This is a genomic window from Estrella lausannensis, assembly GCF_900000175.1.
Lineage (GTDB): Bacteria > Chlamydiota > Chlamydiia > Chlamydiales > Criblamydiaceae > Estrella > Estrella lausannensis.
Genome location: NZ_CWGJ01000012.1, coordinates 185,363 through 201,588 on the forward strand (window position 1 = coordinate 185,363; position 16,226 = coordinate 201,588).

At 49.3% G+C, this 16,226-nt stretch carries 11 protein-coding genes; 7 read left to right on the forward strand and 4 right to left on the reverse strand.

The genetic code is table 11. The features are described 5' to 3' along the window. Positions 1–288 precede the first annotated feature (288 nt). Complete coding sequence (locus ELAC_RS05835) at positions 289–1,341, forward strand: thioredoxin domain-containing protein (protein ID WP_098038347.1); 1,053 nt, start codon at positions 289–291, stop codon at positions 1,339–1,341. A 300-nt stretch (positions 1,342–1,641) separates the two neighbouring features. Here ELAC_RS05835 and ELAC_RS05840 read toward each other — a convergent pair whose 3' ends face one another. The 3 genes from ELAC_RS05840 to ELAC_RS05850 form a co-directional block, all read right to left on the reverse strand. Beyond that, the gene (locus tag ELAC_RS05840; protein ID WP_098038348.1) at positions 1,642–4,761 is read right to left on the reverse strand and encodes an efflux RND transporter permease subunit; all 3,120 of its coding nucleotides are present in this window, start codon (positions 4,759–4,761) and stop codon (positions 1,642–1,644) included. Between the two features lie 102 nt (positions 4,762–4,863). Then, positions 4,864–5,979: an efflux RND transporter periplasmic adaptor subunit gene (locus ELAC_RS05845; protein WP_098038349.1), complete on the reverse strand. Its 1,116-nt coding sequence runs from the start codon at positions 5,977–5,979 to the stop codon at positions 4,864–4,866. 13 nt (positions 5,980–5,992) lie between these two features. Continuing rightward, entirely contained in the window at positions 5,993–7,456 is a 1,464-nt protein-coding gene (locus ELAC_RS05850) for a TolC family protein (RefSeq protein ID WP_098038350.1), read from the reverse strand. A gap of 404 nt (positions 7,457–7,860) precedes the next feature. Here ELAC_RS05850 and ELAC_RS05855 point away from each other — a divergent pair, with 404 nt between their 5' ends. From ELAC_RS05855 to ELAC_RS05880, 6 genes are all read left to right on the forward strand, one after another. Continuing rightward, positions 7,861–8,997 carry a M4 family metallopeptidase gene (locus tag ELAC_RS05855; RefSeq protein WP_158227817.1) on the forward strand — a complete coding sequence of 379 codons (1,137 nt, stop codon included), beginning with the start codon at positions 7,861–7,863 and terminating at the stop codon, positions 8,995–8,997. A 311-nt stretch (positions 8,998–9,308) separates the two neighbouring features. Continuing rightward, positions 9,309–10,334, forward strand: coding sequence for a tRNA (adenosine(37)-N6)-threonylcarbamoyltransferase complex transferase subunit TsaD (tsaD, locus tag ELAC_RS05860; protein WP_098038352.1), 1,026 nt, complete (start codon positions 9,309–9,311; stop codon positions 10,332–10,334). Positions 10,335–10,414: 80 nt separating this feature from the next. Next, a complete protein-coding gene (rpmG, locus tag ELAC_RS05865) occupies positions 10,415–10,570 on the forward strand; it encodes a 50S ribosomal protein L33 (RefSeq protein WP_098038353.1) in 156 nt (51 codons plus the stop codon). Between the two features lie 7 nt (positions 10,571–10,577). Further along, positions 10,578–12,257 (forward strand): ABC transporter permease, encoded by a 1,680-nt coding sequence (locus tag ELAC_RS05870; RefSeq protein ID WP_098038354.1) that lies wholly within the window; start codon positions 10,578–10,580, stop codon positions 12,255–12,257. Between the two features lie 4 nt (positions 12,258–12,261). Further along, entirely contained in the window at positions 12,262–12,981 is a 720-nt protein-coding gene (locus ELAC_RS05875) for an ABC transporter ATP-binding protein (RefSeq protein ID WP_098038355.1), read from the forward strand. 212 nt (positions 12,982–13,193) lie between these two features. Next, complete coding sequence (locus ELAC_RS05880) at positions 13,194–14,591, forward strand: anion permease (RefSeq protein WP_098038356.1); 1,398 nt, start codon at positions 13,194–13,196, stop codon at positions 14,589–14,591. 198 nt (positions 14,592–14,789) lie between these two features. Here ELAC_RS05880 and ELAC_RS05885 read toward each other — a convergent pair whose 3' ends face one another. Then, complete coding sequence (locus tag ELAC_RS05885; RefSeq protein WP_098038357.1) at positions 14,790–16,199, reverse strand: DUF308 domain-containing protein; 1,410 nt, start codon at positions 16,197–16,199, stop codon at positions 14,790–14,792. Positions 16,200–16,226: the final 27 nt, after the last annotated feature.

Below are 16,226 nucleotides of genomic sequence, written 5' to 3' on the forward strand. Positions count from 1 at the left end.
GTTATCAAACCGATTTTTGAAACTTTAGTTGACAGAAAGAGGAACAATTCTCAAGATCGCATACAGGCACGACGTCCTGACGGGACGCCCCACACCGGAAGTGTCTCAGAAATTGGTAAAGAGAAAGCTCCCCCATTAGGAAAGATTGCAGGTCACATCCCCTCTCTAATATTAGGTGACTTACAATCTTCCACCCGTGGAGGCTTTCGCAAAGCAAAAAACCCAAATTTCGAGATACTCCCGGTATACAGAGATTGAAAAACTGGACATAAATCACTTAGGATAAACGTGGATAAAAAATCGATCTCATTAAGAACTTTTGACGGCTGGTTTTTCTGGATCGCGCTCTTTGCTCTTCTGGCTGCGCTTATCCTGACCGTTCTCTCTGTCATGGACCTCTGCACATCTGCCTGCGTTGAAGGCCAGAAATGGCGATTTTTTGGCTTCAAGTTCGAGGTATTAGGCCTTGGTGTGTTCCCCTTACTCATCCTTTTTCATATCTTATCGATTTCAAAGCCCCTTTTCCGAATGCTCGCTTCACTGATGATCGCAGCGAGCGTGGGGGCTGAAGCTTGGTTTCTCTATGTACAAAAAGTTTTAATCGGCGGTTTTTGCCCGATCTGCGTCAGCATCGCATTTTCTATTTTCGTGGCAGGAATGGCCTACTTTATCCGTTTCGTCAAAGAATCGATTCAATCCAGCAATGAGGGCAGTATGCATACATGGATCAAAATTTTCCCCTCGATGGGAACTATTTTTTTGGGATTTTTGGCAGCATTCATCGGGGTATCAAAAATCAATCCCCTTGAAGCCAAACAAGTTTCATTAAAAGAGAGTATCCGTTTCGGGTCTAACGAAGGCCCTATCGAAGTGTATGTGTTCACCGACTGGTTCTGTCCGGCCTGCCGCCGTGTTGAGCCCGTGTTTGAAGCGATGATTCCCGATTTGAAAGATAAGGCTCCCGTTTTCTTCGTCGATGCAACGGTACATCCTGAATCTCTCAACTTCACCCCTTATAACCTCTCGTTCATGATCAACAACAAGAACGACTACTTCAAGCTGCGTAAAGCCTTGGAACAACTCGCCGACAAAAACGACTCTCCTTCCGACACCGACATCCAGGAAGCGATCAATCCGCATGGCGTCCAGTTAAAAGAATTGGCATATAGTGATGTTGCCCTCGGCGTGAAACTCTTTAAAAAGCTGGTTAAACAGTTTGACATCACCCAAACTCCCACGGTGGTCATCGTGAATATGGATTCAAAAAAGGGCAAAAAACTCTCTGGTTATGGGGAAATCACAAAGGAGAATGTCCTCAAAGCCGTCGATTCACTCCAGTAGAATACTGTGGCGACAGTCCTGTCGTTAAAGTAAGGAGCCCACGCGGTTGATTTTATAGGGCGGGGTAGCTTTGCCTCCCCCGCTAATGAATAAAGCACTACGGCTGCGAAAGACAGGTTCATTATGAATTCAATGATTCCTGACAGCTCCTCGTAAAAATTGAGTCTACTAATCAGCTGATTATTTCGAGCTTTAAAGCCAAATTCAGCAAATGAATCCCACTATTTCAGTTTGTAGACAATCTCTTGAAAACAGTTGAAGGATGTGAGAGGAGATCAAGATGGCTTAAGACGCCGCTATCTACTCTTCTTGACGCGGTTTTGCCCCGTATTTCTCTCGCAGCTCTTCAAGATAGAGAAATACCACCGGAGTGACAAATAGCGTCACGAGCTGTGAAAAGATCAATCCTCCGATGATAACAAGACCTAAAGGACGGCGACTGACAAGGCCCGGACCAAAAGCATAGGCGATCGGGATCGCTCCGCAGATTGCAGCGAGCGTTGTCATCATGATGGGCCTAAAGCGCACAACACAGGCATCGACTATAGCCGTGCGGGCATCTTCCCCCTTTTTAAGATATTCAAGAGCATAGTCCACAACCATGATCCCGTTTTTCTTCACTATGCCAATAAGCAAAATGATACCTAAAAAGCCATAGAGCGATAACGGCATCCCGAGCAGCCACAGTGTCGCAAGACCGCCGAATATGGCTGGAGGCAGAGTCGATAAAATCGTGAAAGGGTGGATGAAGCTCTCATACAAAATTCCCAAGATGATATAGATCGCGATCAATGAAAAGACAAGGAGCAAACCTGCCGAGTCCACTGCCTCTTCAAAAGTTTGCCCTATCCCCTTGACCATACCATCGATCTCGCCTTTGACTGTCTCGTCTGCCAATTCGTTAAGCAAAGCTAAAGCATCCCCGAGAGCTACTCCCGGCACGACATTGAATGAAATGGTAACAGAAGGAAACTGCATATAGTGGTTGACGCTGTTGAAACCCGCTCCCTCTTCCCAGGTAGCTACAGACCCCATGGGTACCAACTGGTTCGCGTTGGCGATGCTGGCTGGATTTGCGCTGGGGTTTGCGATGGTATTGCGCAGGTAGGTGTAAGCAAGGGTCGATGAGTCATATTGATCTTTGCGGAACACCTCGACGATAAGATCGAACTGGTCCGTCGGCGTGTCGATCAGCGAAATGCGGTTAGCGGAAAATGATCTGGAAAGAGCGTTTTCTATCCCCTCGACGCTGACGCCATACCGAGCTGCCTGGTCTCTTAATACATTGACAAATAGCTGAGGCGTTCTGTTCTCCAAGTCGCTCGAAATGGATTGAAAAACATCCGGGTGTGCACTCATCTTGCTAAGCAACTGCTCCGCCTGGCTGTATAGCTCCTCAATATTCAAACCGCTGAGGATATATTGATACCCCCCCTTTGTTTGCGTGCCTATCGATAAATCGATTAGAGGGACATTCTTGAAATAGACGCGCAGACCCGGTATCTCCGCCACTTTAGGCATTAACTTTTGGATAACCCGCGTCGAAGACTCCCTTTCCTCCTGCGGGACGAGCCTGATGAAATTCAACCCCTGCCGATAATCCCTGTTTGACGCGATCGAAATGAAACTTTCGATCTCCGGCTGCTCTCGAAGCACATCGATCAACTCCCGCTGATATCCATGCATGCGATCCGAAGAAGTGCCTTGCATACCTTCCATGTATGCGACAACAAATCCGATATCGTCATCAGGGATAAAATCGAGAGGTAATATTTTAAAGAATAGGACGGTTAAAACAATGCTGGCAGAAGCCGTGGCAACTGACAACCAGCGGTTATCTAAAGCCCAGAGCAAAAGTGGCTTGTACCAACCCACCAGACGTTCGTTGAGGCGAGCTGAAAAGCGCCCCAGCGTCCCTTCATGCTGCTCTTTGCGCGGAGGCATAAATAGGCTGCATAGCATCGGCGTCAAGGAAAGTGAGATGACTCCGGACATCAAGGTCACAACCGTCAGCGTCACAGAAAATTCCTGGAACAGTTTCCCGATAATTCCGGCCATGAAAAGCATGGGGATAAAAACAGCGACGAGAGACAGTGTCATGGATATGATTGTAAAACAGATCTGCCGGGATCCCTCAAGCGCTCCCTCCAACGGACTCATTCCTTCCTCTACCATGCGTTCGATATTTTCCAAGACAACAATCGCATCGTCAACGATGAATCCCATCGCAAGCGTGAGAGCAAGTAGGGAGAGGTTATCGAGACTATATCCCATTAGGTACATGATCGGAAACGTCCCGAGGATCGACATCGGCATAGCGATCGACGGAATGATGGTGTTCTTAAGCTTGCCCAGGTAGAGAAAAATCACGAGCACCACCATGATAAAGGCTAGGATAAGCGTGATTTCGACGTCATTGATAGAGTGTTTTATCGACTCTGACCTGTCGAAGACGACGCGCATGGTAACATTGCCGGGTATCAACTTCTCCAGCTTTGGCAGATAGGAGGCGATCGCGTCGGCCACACGTACGGTATTGGCGCCTGGTTGACGCAGTACGGCCAAAACCACAGCCGCCTCTTTAGTTTCTCCATCGACAAAATACTCCGATTCGCGGTCGTTTTGACGGCTATCTTGAGCGCGCCCTATGTCACGCACACGTACCGGACCTTCATCATTGAAAGAAACGATGACATTTTCATACTCGGATGCGCGAGTGAGTTGCCCATTGGTTTGTATAATAGAAGAAAGCTCCAGGCCATCGAGCTGACCTGTGGGCTGATTTTGGTTGGCCGCCTGCAATGCCTTGGATACGTCCTGCAGAGTAAGCCCCAGCATGGAGATGATCTTAGGGTCTACCTGAACGCGCACCGCTGATGGAGAGCCATAAACAGTCACTTGCGCCACACCCTCGACCGTGGAGATGCGCTGGCCGATGATCGTGTTTGCCAAATTGTAGAGCTCACCCTGAGCCACCGTAGATGAGGTTAAAGCAATATAGATTATAGGCGTATCGGACGGGTTTGCTTTTTTAAAAACGGGATCCTGAGGCAGGTTTGGGGGTAGCTTAGGCTTGGCCTGCGTGATGGCCGACTGCACGTCGATGGCTGCCAGGTCGATATCTTTAGAGACATCGAATTGAATGGTTATATTGCTGTTGCCAAGGGTATTGGTTGAAGTGACGTCAAGAACCCCGGGTATGGTCATGAACTGTTTTTCCAGCGGCGTCGCAACGGTATTTGCCATCGTCTCGGGGCTCGCACCGGGAAGGCGCGTCGTTACAGAAATGGTAGGAAAGTTGACGTCGGGTAAGTTGCTGATCGGCAGGAGGCGGTAAGAGAGAATCCCCACCAATAGGATCGCCAGCATTACCAGCGTCGTCATCACAGGTCGTCTGATAAAGGGTTCTGAAATATTCATCGATTGGGGTTTCCACTGGTGGCTGAGAGTATCATAAAATGGGCGATTCAAGACCTCTGAAAGCCAAATTTTGAAGCACTTCCATTATCAATTAAGCCAAACCTATCGAGTATTGGCTGTCTTCTTTTCAGGCACAATCACAACTTTGCTGCCAGGCTTAAGGTTAATCTGTCCCTCAGTGACAACTTTTTCACCGGGAGCTAAGCCGCTCTCAACAGCAAAATACTCCTCTGCACTTGTGACGATTGCTATCGGGCGCACCTCAACGGTCATGTCATCTTTAATCACAAAAACAAACGATCCCTGTTGTCCAAATTGCAATGCCGATTTGGGAATAAGCTTGGCTCTCTCAAGCTCTTTTAGCAACACCTTGATCGTGACAAAGTCACCCGGCCAAAGCAACCTTTTGGGATTATCGATCTTAGCCTTAAACAAGATAGTCCCGTTGTTCGTCATCAATGTGTTATCGATAAAATAGACTGTTCCTTCATAGAGGAGCTCCTCCTCCGGAAGACTGACGAAGACCTGCAGAGTTTTCGGCGACTCCCTAATGATTTTTTGATAATCGGGTTGCGGAAGATGAAACCGCACATCGATGGGATCTAGCTGTCTTATGGTGTTGATCGGTTTTGACTGTCCCGGGGAGACGATATTGCCGACATTGAAAAGAACTTCACTGATCTTGCCCCCGATCGGTGCATGAATAAAAGCGTAATTATAATTAAGTTCGGCATTATCGACGTCGGCTTGGTCAATGAGTATCTGAGCTTTCAGCGTTTCGACATTGGTTTTATAGGTGTCGTAGTTCAGTCTAGACACATAGTCTTCCGAGACAAGCTGCTCATATCTTTTTAAAGTAGTTTCCGCCAAATCCAAAGCCGCTTTATCCTTTAGAAGGGTAGCTTTTGCCTTATCCAAAGCCGCCTTGAAAGGACGCGGATCTATGCTGTAGAGCAACTGATCCTTTTCGACAAAGTCGCCATCTTGCACAAACTCCTCGACAATCATACCGGTGACCTGAGGGAACACCTCGACAGTAGCGGGGGCGGCAATATTGCCAATCGCACTCAGGAATAGAGGAACTGTACGCTCTTCTACCGCTGCAGCGGAAACAGCCACAGGAGGCCGCTCCGCTTTCATTTTCTTCCCCTCATTGCAGCCGGTCATCAGAGATAGGGCTAAGGCAAAGGGGAATAGGCGATATATACATCTCATCATAATTGGATATCCATCATCTATAGAGAATCCCTGTCGAATAAGCCATCCCCGCCAAGGAGACCGCCAGACTTGTACGAGCCTGAATAATTTCAGAGCGGGCGTTGGCCAGCGCTGCCTGTGCCTGGAGCACGTCTAAAATTGTGGCAACTCCCCTTTCATAACTATTATAGGCGACATCATAAGCTTCTTGCGTATAGCGAAGATACTCTTCGCTCGATGCGACGTTGGCTATGGCCGTCTCATAGTTATAATAACTTGTCACCACATCCAGCAATGCGGACTGCTCAACAAGCCTGTATTGTGCCCATGATACGTTGACAAGTTCCCGGGCGCTTTTTGTGTTGTAGTAGTCCGAAAAGCCTGTGAACAGAGGCGCGTTCAGTACCAACTGACCTTGCCATAAACGATTATTCTGCGACGATTGCGTGAAGTTTGTCACGTTCTCAAAGAGTCCCTGAGCTGCCAGGGTAGGCATGCCATTCGACCACACTCCTTTTAAGTTGGCCCAGGATTGAACGAGAGAGGCATAAGCCGCTTGCAGGTCTGGTCTCATGGCTTTGGCGACAGACAGAAAATAGTAGAGATCATCGGACATTTTATCAGTTGGAGGCTCGAGCGGCGGCTCTGCCACATTAAGAACCGTGTCTGCAGCAAGTCCCATCGCCGTGGCAAGCTGGGCCATTGCAATCTTTTCCAGACCTTTCTGGCTCTGTAGGTTCAACTGTGCATTGACATAGGCAGACCGCGCCTGAAGAACGTCCTTTTTAGCCACAATTCCGGCTTCAAACTGTTTTTCCGACGCTTCTCTTCCCTTGCTCGTGTCTTCAAGATCTTTTTTGCGAGCCTCGACTAAAGCCCTCTGACTCATATAGTTATACATAGCTGTCAATGCATTGACGATGACGGTCTGTATCTCCCTACTATGACTCCAGTCAGATGCTATCAACCCCTGCTTGGCAACTTCTATCGCGGCGCTCCGCCCCCCGAAGTCGAGCAGGAGATATGACAGGGTAAGGTCTGTAATGAGCTGTGTCTCCTCGCTATTGCCGGATCCTCCAATCCCTACACCCCCTTCGACATCAACTTCACCTCCTCCACCGGTCGAGCCGCTGATGAAATGTGAATAGTTGAGCCTCTCTTGCAAATTGAGTTGTGGGTATAGGGCCCCCTTTGCGCTCTGATAGAGAAAAGCGTTAGACCGCGCCTGAAACCATGTGATTTGCGTACTGGGGTTATTGCTGAGGGCAATGTCTACAATTTCTGCCGCTTCCAGCTGCTTCGAGCTGTCCGGGATCCCACGGGCAGTTTGCTCATCGGCTCGGAGAGCCACTGAAGGAGGCGCCACTCCCCCTTTCCAGCTTTTGTTGTAGCAAGGCGATGTATAGCGGCAAAGGCTTGAATCCTCAAAGGCGCTGCAGCCTGAGAGCATCAGCCCCGTCAGGGGCAGTGATAAGAAAGCGAGCGAGATGCGATACATGAATGCTTTTTTCTGTACTGATAAGATGACTGACTATAAAAATTTTTACTATTTATAGAACATCTCAAATTGTAAATCCTAAGCGCTCATTCGACATGGGGTTGACCTCAGTTCACATGCTGAGGGGGACGACCCTCTCGCAGAATCGAAATTGCCTGCCGGCGGGTGGATTTCAATCGATCGACAATCCCCTCCCCGGTTTGCCCTGAAAACTTAGGGTTTTCAGAGTGATTCCAACTTTCAAAAACAGAGGAGGATAGATTCGTGACCTGCCCTCCTTAACAATTCCTTAATGTAAATATTTTTTTTATTTAAAGTGAGGGTGTCATGATCTCCCTCTCCCGCTTCAATGAAGGAGAATCGGGAAGGTCTCTTCAACGCACTACAACATGCAGGAGGAGCCTATGTCTTTGTCGTCTGTCGCACCCTCAGTTTCAACTGATACCACCGTCGCCTACCACCACCAGCCAAGCCACGGTATCATCCCGGCGGAGCTTATTGATAAAGTTAAAAACTACTATGAGCACAAAGGCCACACCCACATCGCCGATGATTTGAGCCGCCAGACGCACCAACAAGGCCATACGCGCGCCCAAAGGACAATCAGGCAAGCATCGAGAGATGTTCCCTCGCTGCTCCCCGATGGCCAGACCGTCAAGGTATACTCCGCCAGAAATACGGAAAGACTGCGTTTGAAATTGATGCGCAGCAGCTCTACAGTCTCCTCCGATAAGAGTGTAAACGAAGCGTATGACGGCTCCAAGGCTACCTATGATTTTTTAAAAAAGCGCTACAACTGGAGATCGGTCGACAACCATAAAATGCCGCTCTATTCCACAGTCCACTACGACCGCAACTACTGCAACGCTTTCTGGGATGGCGATGAGATGGTTTACGGAGACGGCGACGGAAAGTTTTTCAACCGGTTTACCAAATCGATTGACGTCGCAGGACATGAGATGGGCCATGGTGTGACGCAAGAGCGCTGCGGCATCGCCGTCAGCCGCGATGGAAAACCCACGGGTGTCGACTACGAAAAGGAAGCGGGAGGCATCAACGAGGGTTTATCAGACATATTAGGCATCCAAATTAAGCAAAACGCTCTTGGCCTCACATCCGCCCAGTCAGACTGGCTGATCGGCTCCGAAATCATCGCCGAGTACAAAGGTAAAAAATACGCCCTCCGCTCTATGGCAAATCCAGGTACGGGATTTGTAGACCACCCCTATCTCGGTACCGACAGCCAGGTGTGGCGCTACTCCGATTATCTGACGCGCGCCCAAACCGACGAAGTCGATCCACACGACTCTTCGGGTATTGTCAACAAAGCGTTCTGGCATGCCTCCATGAAACTGGGGGGAAACTCCTGGGAGAAGGCGGGCAGGGTTTATTTTGAAACGATGCCCCTCATCAAATTTGATGAAACGTTTGGGGGGATTGCTGATAAAACCATAGCCACCGCCCAAAAGCTCTTCGGACAGGGCAGCGCCGAAGAGGCTGCGATCATCGAAAGCTGGAAGATCGTGGAAGTTAAACTATAAGCCCCGCTTGGTGCCTGTAATTTAACTGAAATCATATGATTGGCTTGCTGAATTGGCCGACATACCGAAAGCGTCTCAACATTTGGGATTTAAAGATGCTTTTGGCATATCGGCCAGTTCAGCCGCAAAGCATACATTCTTCAACTTTTGCTACAGGCTCGTGAGGCACAGGGTATTTCGTCTGCTACCCTTCCTTCACGCCTGAATCTAAAAATTCAGGAATTTTCAATTCCTGGCGGTACAAATTTCCTTCCAATCTTCCCTCAAATAATGTAAACTTCTCTTTTTAAACCAATTATGTGTACCCCGATATGCGAATCCTTGGGATTGAAAGTACTTGCGATGAAACAGCGGCGGCCGTCGTCGAGAATGGATCGGACATCCTGTCCAATATCGTCGCCTCACAGCAGGATCTACACGAGCGTTTCGGCGGAGTAGTTCCTGAGCTTGCCTGCAGGAGGCACATCGAAGTGATGCTGCCCGTGATCAAAAAAGCGCTCTCCGAAGCGGGAACGACCCTGGATGGGATCGACCTGATCGCCGCCTCTTTTGCGCCCGGACTGATCGGCGCCATCATGATCGGCCTGAGCTGCGCCAAGGCGCTTTCTTTAGCCACCGGAATCCCCTTCATCGGCGTCAATCATGTGGAAGCACACCTCTACGCTGCACTGATGGGGAATGCAAACCCAAAGTTCCCCTGCATCGGCGTCGTTCTGTCCGGAGGCCATACATCGATCCTCTTAATGGAAGAGATCGGCCGTTACCGGCTAATTGGCGAGACGCAAGATGATGCGGTAGGAGAAGCCTTCGACAAGGTCGCCAAAATGATGGGATTGCCCTACCCCGGCGGGCCATTGATTGAAAAACTGGCCGAAGAAGGAGATCCCAACGCCTACCCCCTTAAAATCGGCAGAGTCAAAGACAAACCTTTCGATTTTTCACTCTCCGGCCTCAAAACGGGAGTTCTCTACACATTAAAGGGACAAAACAAGTCCGGTATCGCGGAGATGCTGACGCTGAAAGAGAAGCAGAATGTCGCAGCCTCTTTCCAGAGGGTCGTCTTTGAAGACATCCGGCAAAAAGTCCAGAAGGCCGCCGAGGATTACGGCGCTTCAACCCTTCTTTTTGGCGGAGGAGTCACCAATAACTTAGCGCTCCGCAATTACTTGACCGCCAAAATGCCCCATTACAACCTTATTTTCCCCCCTGCGGCCCTTACACTGGACAACGCCGCCATGATCGCCGGGCTGGCCTATCATCAGTGGCAAAGAAAGAAGCAGGGAGATCCGTTCCACCTAGAGCCTGTCTCGCGCCTTGCTTTTCACCTTGCAACTTAAGCAGCAAAGCGGGTATGATGGGCTAAAATTTTTAGAAAACCACTACTTGAACCTATTAAAGACTAAGCGGTAAAACCAGTATGGCAAGCAAAAGAGAAAAAATTAAACTGAAAAGCTCCAAGAGCAACTTCCACTATTACACAATGAAAAACAAAACCCAAACACCGGATCGCTTGACTCTAAAGAAGTACGATCCTATCGTTAGGGAACACGTAGAATTTAAAGAGACAAAATAAGCAGACCATGCGCTTCTTTGAGCTGTCGGTTGCCCTGAAATACATCAAACCGGATATCAGACAGCTCTCGGTGTCCATTATCAGCATGATATCAGTGCTGGTGATCTCTCTTGTCGTATGGCTTGTCGTCGTCTTTCTATCTATATCCTGGGGGCTGGAAAAAGGTTGGGTCGCCAAACTGATCACCCTCTCTGCCCCTGTAAGAGTAGTCCCCACAGACGCCTACTATCAAAGTTACTATTACCTGGCCGACTCCATCAGCTCCGGTTCAAACTACGCACCCAAGACGCTAGGAGAAAAGCTGATCGCTGAGAAGGCAGATCCCTACGACCCCGAATGGGATCAGGAGATCCCCGCCCACTTCCCCAAACCAGACCTCGATGCCTCCGGCTCGTTAAAAGATCTCATCCAAATCGCCTTCCGGGAAATCGACAAAGTTCGGGAAGCCACGCCCTATGAGTATCAAAAAGCTGTCTCAGCAATGTCCCTGAAGATGTTTCGGAGGGGAGCTAGCGAAGACGAGGATACGGTTGCTTTTCTCAATCAAAACGTCTATGTCGGCTCTCTTGAAGGGAGCGGCGTAGAAAACACCCAGGTCATTCTTAAGCCCAAAGAAGATGACATCAGAGCCCTGATGACCTCTTTCTCCTACGGTTTTGAAACACCAGACGGTGCATGGCTGCACGCGAACCAGCCGCTTATCGAAAAGCGCTTGAGCAGCTGGGAAGAGCTCTTAGAAAAGCAAAAATCCGGCACTTCAGGTACCCTGGCCAATCCCTTCTTTTTCGAACTCTCCAAAGAACACTCCATCTTAAGGGACAGCCTGGCAACCTACGGAGAAAGAGCGCCCGAGGCCATACTAGTACCTAAAATTTTTAAGGAAAGCGGCGTCCGAATGGGCGACAGGGGCCACCTAAACTACTTTGCCCCCAGTGCCGACGGACCGCGCGAGCTAAAAATGCCTGTGATCGTGGCCGGCTTTTACGATCCGGGAATCATCCCGCTAGGCGGGCGCTTCATCTTAACCCGCAAAGAAGTCGTCTCCCTGCTTCAGGCAAGCGTGCCCGATGATATGCGGCACGAGGCGACCGGCATCGGGGTCAACTTAACCGACATCGCAGTAGCAGATCACGTCAAAGAAGAAATCTTAGCCCGATTTCAGGCCCAGGGCATCACCCCCTATTTCCGGGTCGAGACCTATAAAGAATATGACTACGCCAAAGACATTATCCTGCAGCTCCAGAGTGAAAAAAATTTATTCACCATGCTTGCAGTGATCATATTAATTGTGGCCTGCTCCAATATCGTCTCCATGCTGATCATCTTGGTCAACGACAAAAAGACAGAGATCGGTATCTTGAGATCCATGGGAGCGACATCTTTAAGCATAGCCTCCATCTTCGGTGCGACAGGAATTTTTCTGGGGATCAGCGGCTCGATAATCGGCATCTCACTTGCCATCCTGACATTGAACAATCTCGATTCCCTGATTGCCCTGATCACAAGAATGCAGGGGTATGAGATGTTCAACCCTCAAATCTACGGAGAAGCACTGCCCAGTGAACTCAGTGTTGAAGCTCTTCTCTTTGTCGTTTTCTCCACAGCCTTTATCTCGCTGATCGCAGGCACCGTTCCCGCCTGCAAGGCCTGCCTGCTTAAACCGTCGGAAATCCTCAAGGCGGAGTAACTGCATGAGCATACAAACACCGCTGCTAAAAGCCTGCGAGATCCACAAAACCTTTGCGAAGCCAAGACGTCTGGAAGTTTTAAAAGGAATCAACCTTGAAGTCTATCCAGGTGAGACCATAGCGATCGTGGGAAAGTCAGGAGAGGGCAAAAGCACTTTACTGAATATCTTAGGCACTCTCGAAAAACCCACCTCAGGCTCCCTTTTCATCGACGACGAAGCGGTTTCGTTGATGAATGTATCGCGCATCCGAGGCCAAAAGCTGGGCTTTGTCTTTCAGTCGTTCCATCTTCTTGAAGATTATACAGTCATGGAAAACATCCTTTTTCCCGCCGCCATTGCACGAGTGGCGACTGGCCGCGGGACAGATGCCTACAAAAGGGCGGAAGAGCTTCTTGAACTTGTCGGGCTTACCGAGCGAAAGGACTACAGCGCAAAGCTCCTATCGGGAGGTGAAAAGCAGCGTGTCGCTATTGCCCGCGCCTTCCTAAACAACCCCTCGATCATCCTCGCGGATGAACCCACCGGCAACTTAGATGAAGAGACTTCTGCAGCCATACACCGTATGCTCTTCAATTTCGCCGCACAAGGCAAAGCCTGCATCATAGTGACCCACAGCACCAAGCTTGCTAACGAGTGTTCGAGGACGATCACTTTAAAAGGCGGCTCCCTTGCCGCCGATTCGATGCAAATTACCGAAATCGACAGAATCCAAATCCGTTAACAGGCTCTTAGAGCCTGTCCTAAAATGAAATCGTATGATTTGTTTGCCGAATTAGGTTATAAGCTTCGAAAAAAATTTCAGCATATTAATCCAATATGGTGAAAGTTTTTTAGGAGCTTATAACCTAATTCGGCAGCAAAGCATACTGATTTGAGTTTTAGGACAGGCCCTTAAAATTAAACAAGCCTATAACTTCTCCAAAAGGCAACTATATGAACATTGCTCAACTCTTATTTATCTTCGCGCTAGGAATCGCCATTGCCCTTTTTCCAGTTCCCGACGGACTCGCGTTAGAAACGTGGCGCTTATTCGCCGTCTTTGTCGCCACCATCGTTGGAGTCATCCTGCAGCCTTTGCCCATGGGCTGCATCGCCCTGCTCAGCCTCTCGAGCTTGATCGTCACTAAAACACTCTCTTTTGAATCGGCCTTCTCGGGCTTCAGCTCGGAGTCTGCCTGGCTGATCGTACTTGCCTATTTCATCGCCCGCGGATTCATCAAGACCGGTCTTGGTCAGCGCATCAGCTACCTCTTCATGTCTCTCCTGGGGGGGCACCCGATTGGACTCGGCTTCGGCATCTTGGCAACCGATCTTGTCCTCGCGCCTGCCATTCCGTCCAACACGGCCCGCACCGGAGGCGTCGTTCTTCCGATATTGGAGTCTCTCGCAGAGATTTTTCATAGCAAACCAAAGGACCCTTCCTCAAAGCGCATCGGAGCCTATCTGACTCAAGTTGCCATTCAGGGCTCTTGCATCACATCAGCCATGTTTTTAACAAGCATGTCGGCCAACCCCCTGATTGCCGACCTGTCACGTGATTTTGGAGTTGAAATCACTTGGAGCGGATGGGCGATAGCGGCCGCCGTTCCCGGACTCGTTTCACTGGCTGTTTGCCCCTTTCTGATGTATCTGCTGATGCCTCCTGAGATCCAGGATTCAAAAAACGCCCCTGCTTTGGCCCGAGAGAAACTGAAAGCAATCGGGCGCATGAAAAGAGATGAGTGGACAATGCTCGGGGTTTTCATATCGACCATTATTCTTTGGGCTTTTGCCAAAGAGATCGGTATCAAGCCTGCTGCTTCCGCTCTAACGGGTGTCGCCCTGTTGCTTTTAACACGGGTACTCACCTGGGATGACGTAAAAAAAGAGTCAAGCGCCTGGGAAACTCTCGTCTGGTTTGCCACCATTTTAATGCTTGCCTCCCAGCTTTCCAAGCAGGGATTTACCGATTGGATGGGAGAAAAGCTGTCGCACCTGGTCATCGGCTATGACTGGAAAATGGGATTTTTATTCCTTTCACTGTCCTACTTCTATACCCACTACTTCTTCGCAAGCAACCTGGCCCATGTGACGGCGCTTTACGCCACTTTCCTAAGCATTGCACTGACCATCGGGACTCCCCCGCTTTTTGCCGCGCTCGTTCTGGGCTTTTTCAGCAGCCTCTTCGGCGCCCTGACACACTACACCTCGGGACCTGCAGCGCTGCTTTTCGGAGCAGGTTTTGTCGATGTTAAAGCATGGTGGAGAGCAGGAATCATCGCCAGCGTCGTCAATCTTGCCATCTGGATGGGCCTCGGCGCTATCTGGTGGGGTATTCTGGGAATACTATAGGATTTGCTGTGAGGTAAGAGTCGCTTGCAGGTCCTGCACTCGAGGAACTTTTCGGATAGTTGATTACTATTTACCGAAAGCTTAACTAGATTTGGGATATAGCCAAATTCAGTTTGTGGACAGTCGTTAAGTAAGACATGAAGACAAAAAAAAAGGCGCCGCTTGTTTTACAAAGCGGCGCCCTATCAGCTAAAGAAACTAGTTCTTTTGGAAAACGTTTCTGTAGAGAAGATACCCTCCACCTGCAAAAGCAAGCGCCGAGATCCCGCCGGATACAAGAACAGTCCAGAAGATTGTTCCTAAGATAGCCGTGCTAGTCGCATAAGCAACACCGGCAAAGACTGTGCCGAGGATGCCCAAGACGATTAAAGCAACAGAGCTGATCGTTCCAATGAGCGATACCTTCTCCTGTGCGGCATCGTCAGCACCTTTGCCTGCCTTTGGCGATTCGATTTCATCAGTCCCATCTGTCGAATCGGTGCCATCGACATCATCAACATCGTCGCTGTCAACATCTGAGTCATCTTCTGTCTCAGAAAGCGAACTCTTCGCATTTTTGCCATGAGGGGCAGAGGTCGTGATGTTTTCTTCTGAATCCGAATCTTCCGAAGATGTTGAATCCGGCGTTTTGGCCAATTTGGCTGAATTGGTAGTGGACTTGGAATCCACCTTCTCCGCATCATGTTCGCTGCCGCCCTCTTCAACCAATTCTTCATCGGTAGCCGAAGCTGATGACGATTTTGGGGTCTCTATCTTCTTCGTCGATTCAGTAGTGCTTGCAGCAGTTTTGTCTAGGGCTTTCGTGCTGGCTGTCAACTCGATTTCCGGGGTTTCATCCAGCTCATCGTCAGAACCGGACAAAGCACCATGCTCTTCGATTTTTGCAGGTTCCAATCCTGCCAAGGCATCGGTCGATGATTTAGTCGCACCGGAGGATTCTTCGGCGACAACCAACTTATCGGTTTTCTTTTCCTCTTTCTTCGCAGCGACAGGAATTGTTAATGAGGCGGTCAATTCAACTGAATCCTCTTCCGAAACGCTAACGGTATCGGACTTGCTCGTTGTTTTACCGGAAGATTTCTTCTCCAGTTTCAATTCACCGGAGAGAGACTCAGGTTCTACCTCGACATCAAAGGAGCTGGTGATCTCGATTTCGTCCGTACCCAATTTCGATTTCTCTGTCTTTTTAGACTCCTGATCTGCTGTTTTTGAAGGAGGAGTAAAGTCAGTTGGCTTGGTGGAGTCGGATCCTGCCCTCACCCGGGTCGCTGTAGGCGCGGTGGATTTGGGTTCAGGGAATGAAACTCTTTTCGATTTCTTTTGAGAAGCTATCGATTCTTTTAAAGTCTTCACCGGTACTTCCTCATTATCAGAATCAGAGGAGATATCTCCGAAAAGAGGGGTAAGAGCACTCCAATCCTCGACCGTATCAACTCGGCCGGACAGATTTGCTGTGGAAGTCTGATTTGGAGCGCCAAGAACTTCGGATGCGGTGGTTATTGCCGCGATTGTACCCTCGGGAACGAAGGCATGTTCCGAAGTTAATTCGGGGAGTCCATGGGTTTCTCTTGGTGATACGGCAGGCGATATTCTTGTGTCTGTACTCATATTGCTCCTATCAGCAAAGTGTTTTTT

Excerpts from the sequence above, each read along its gene's own strand:
- ELAC_RS05840 (WP_098038348.1), bottom strand. The coding sequence starts at position 4,761 with ATGAATATTTCAGAACCCTTTATCAGACGACCTGTGATGACGACGCTG.
- ELAC_RS05845 (WP_098038349.1), bottom strand. The coding sequence starts at position 5,979 with ATGATGAGATGTATATATCGCCTATTCCCCTTTGCCTTAGCCCTATCT.
- ELAC_RS05855 (WP_158227817.1), top strand. The coding sequence starts at position 7,861 with ATGTCTTTGTCGTCTGTCGCACCCTCAGTTTCAACTGATACCACCGTC.
- ELAC_RS05875 (WP_098038355.1), top strand. The coding sequence starts at position 12,262 with ATGAGCATACAAACACCGCTGCTAAAAGCCTGCGAGATCCACAAAACC.
- ELAC_RS05850 (WP_098038350.1), bottom strand. The coding sequence starts at position 7,456 with ATGTATCGCATCTCGCTCGCTTTCTTATCACTGCCCCTGACGGGGCTG.
- ELAC_RS05880 (WP_098038356.1), top strand. The coding sequence starts at position 13,194 with ATGAACATTGCTCAACTCTTATTTATCTTCGCGCTAGGAATCGCCATT.
- ELAC_RS05885 (WP_098038357.1), bottom strand. The coding sequence starts at position 16,199 with ATGAGTACAGACACAAGAATATCGCCTGCCGTATCACCAAGAGAAACC.
- tsaD (WP_098038352.1), top strand. The coding sequence starts at position 9,309 with ATGCGAATCCTTGGGATTGAAAGTACTTGCGATGAAACAGCGGCGGCC.
- ELAC_RS05870 (WP_098038354.1), top strand. The coding sequence starts at position 10,578 with ATGCGCTTCTTTGAGCTGTCGGTTGCCCTGAAATACATCAAACCGGAT.
- rpmG (WP_098038353.1), top strand. The coding sequence starts at position 10,415 with ATGGCAAGCAAAAGAGAAAAAATTAAACTGAAAAGCTCCAAGAGCAAC.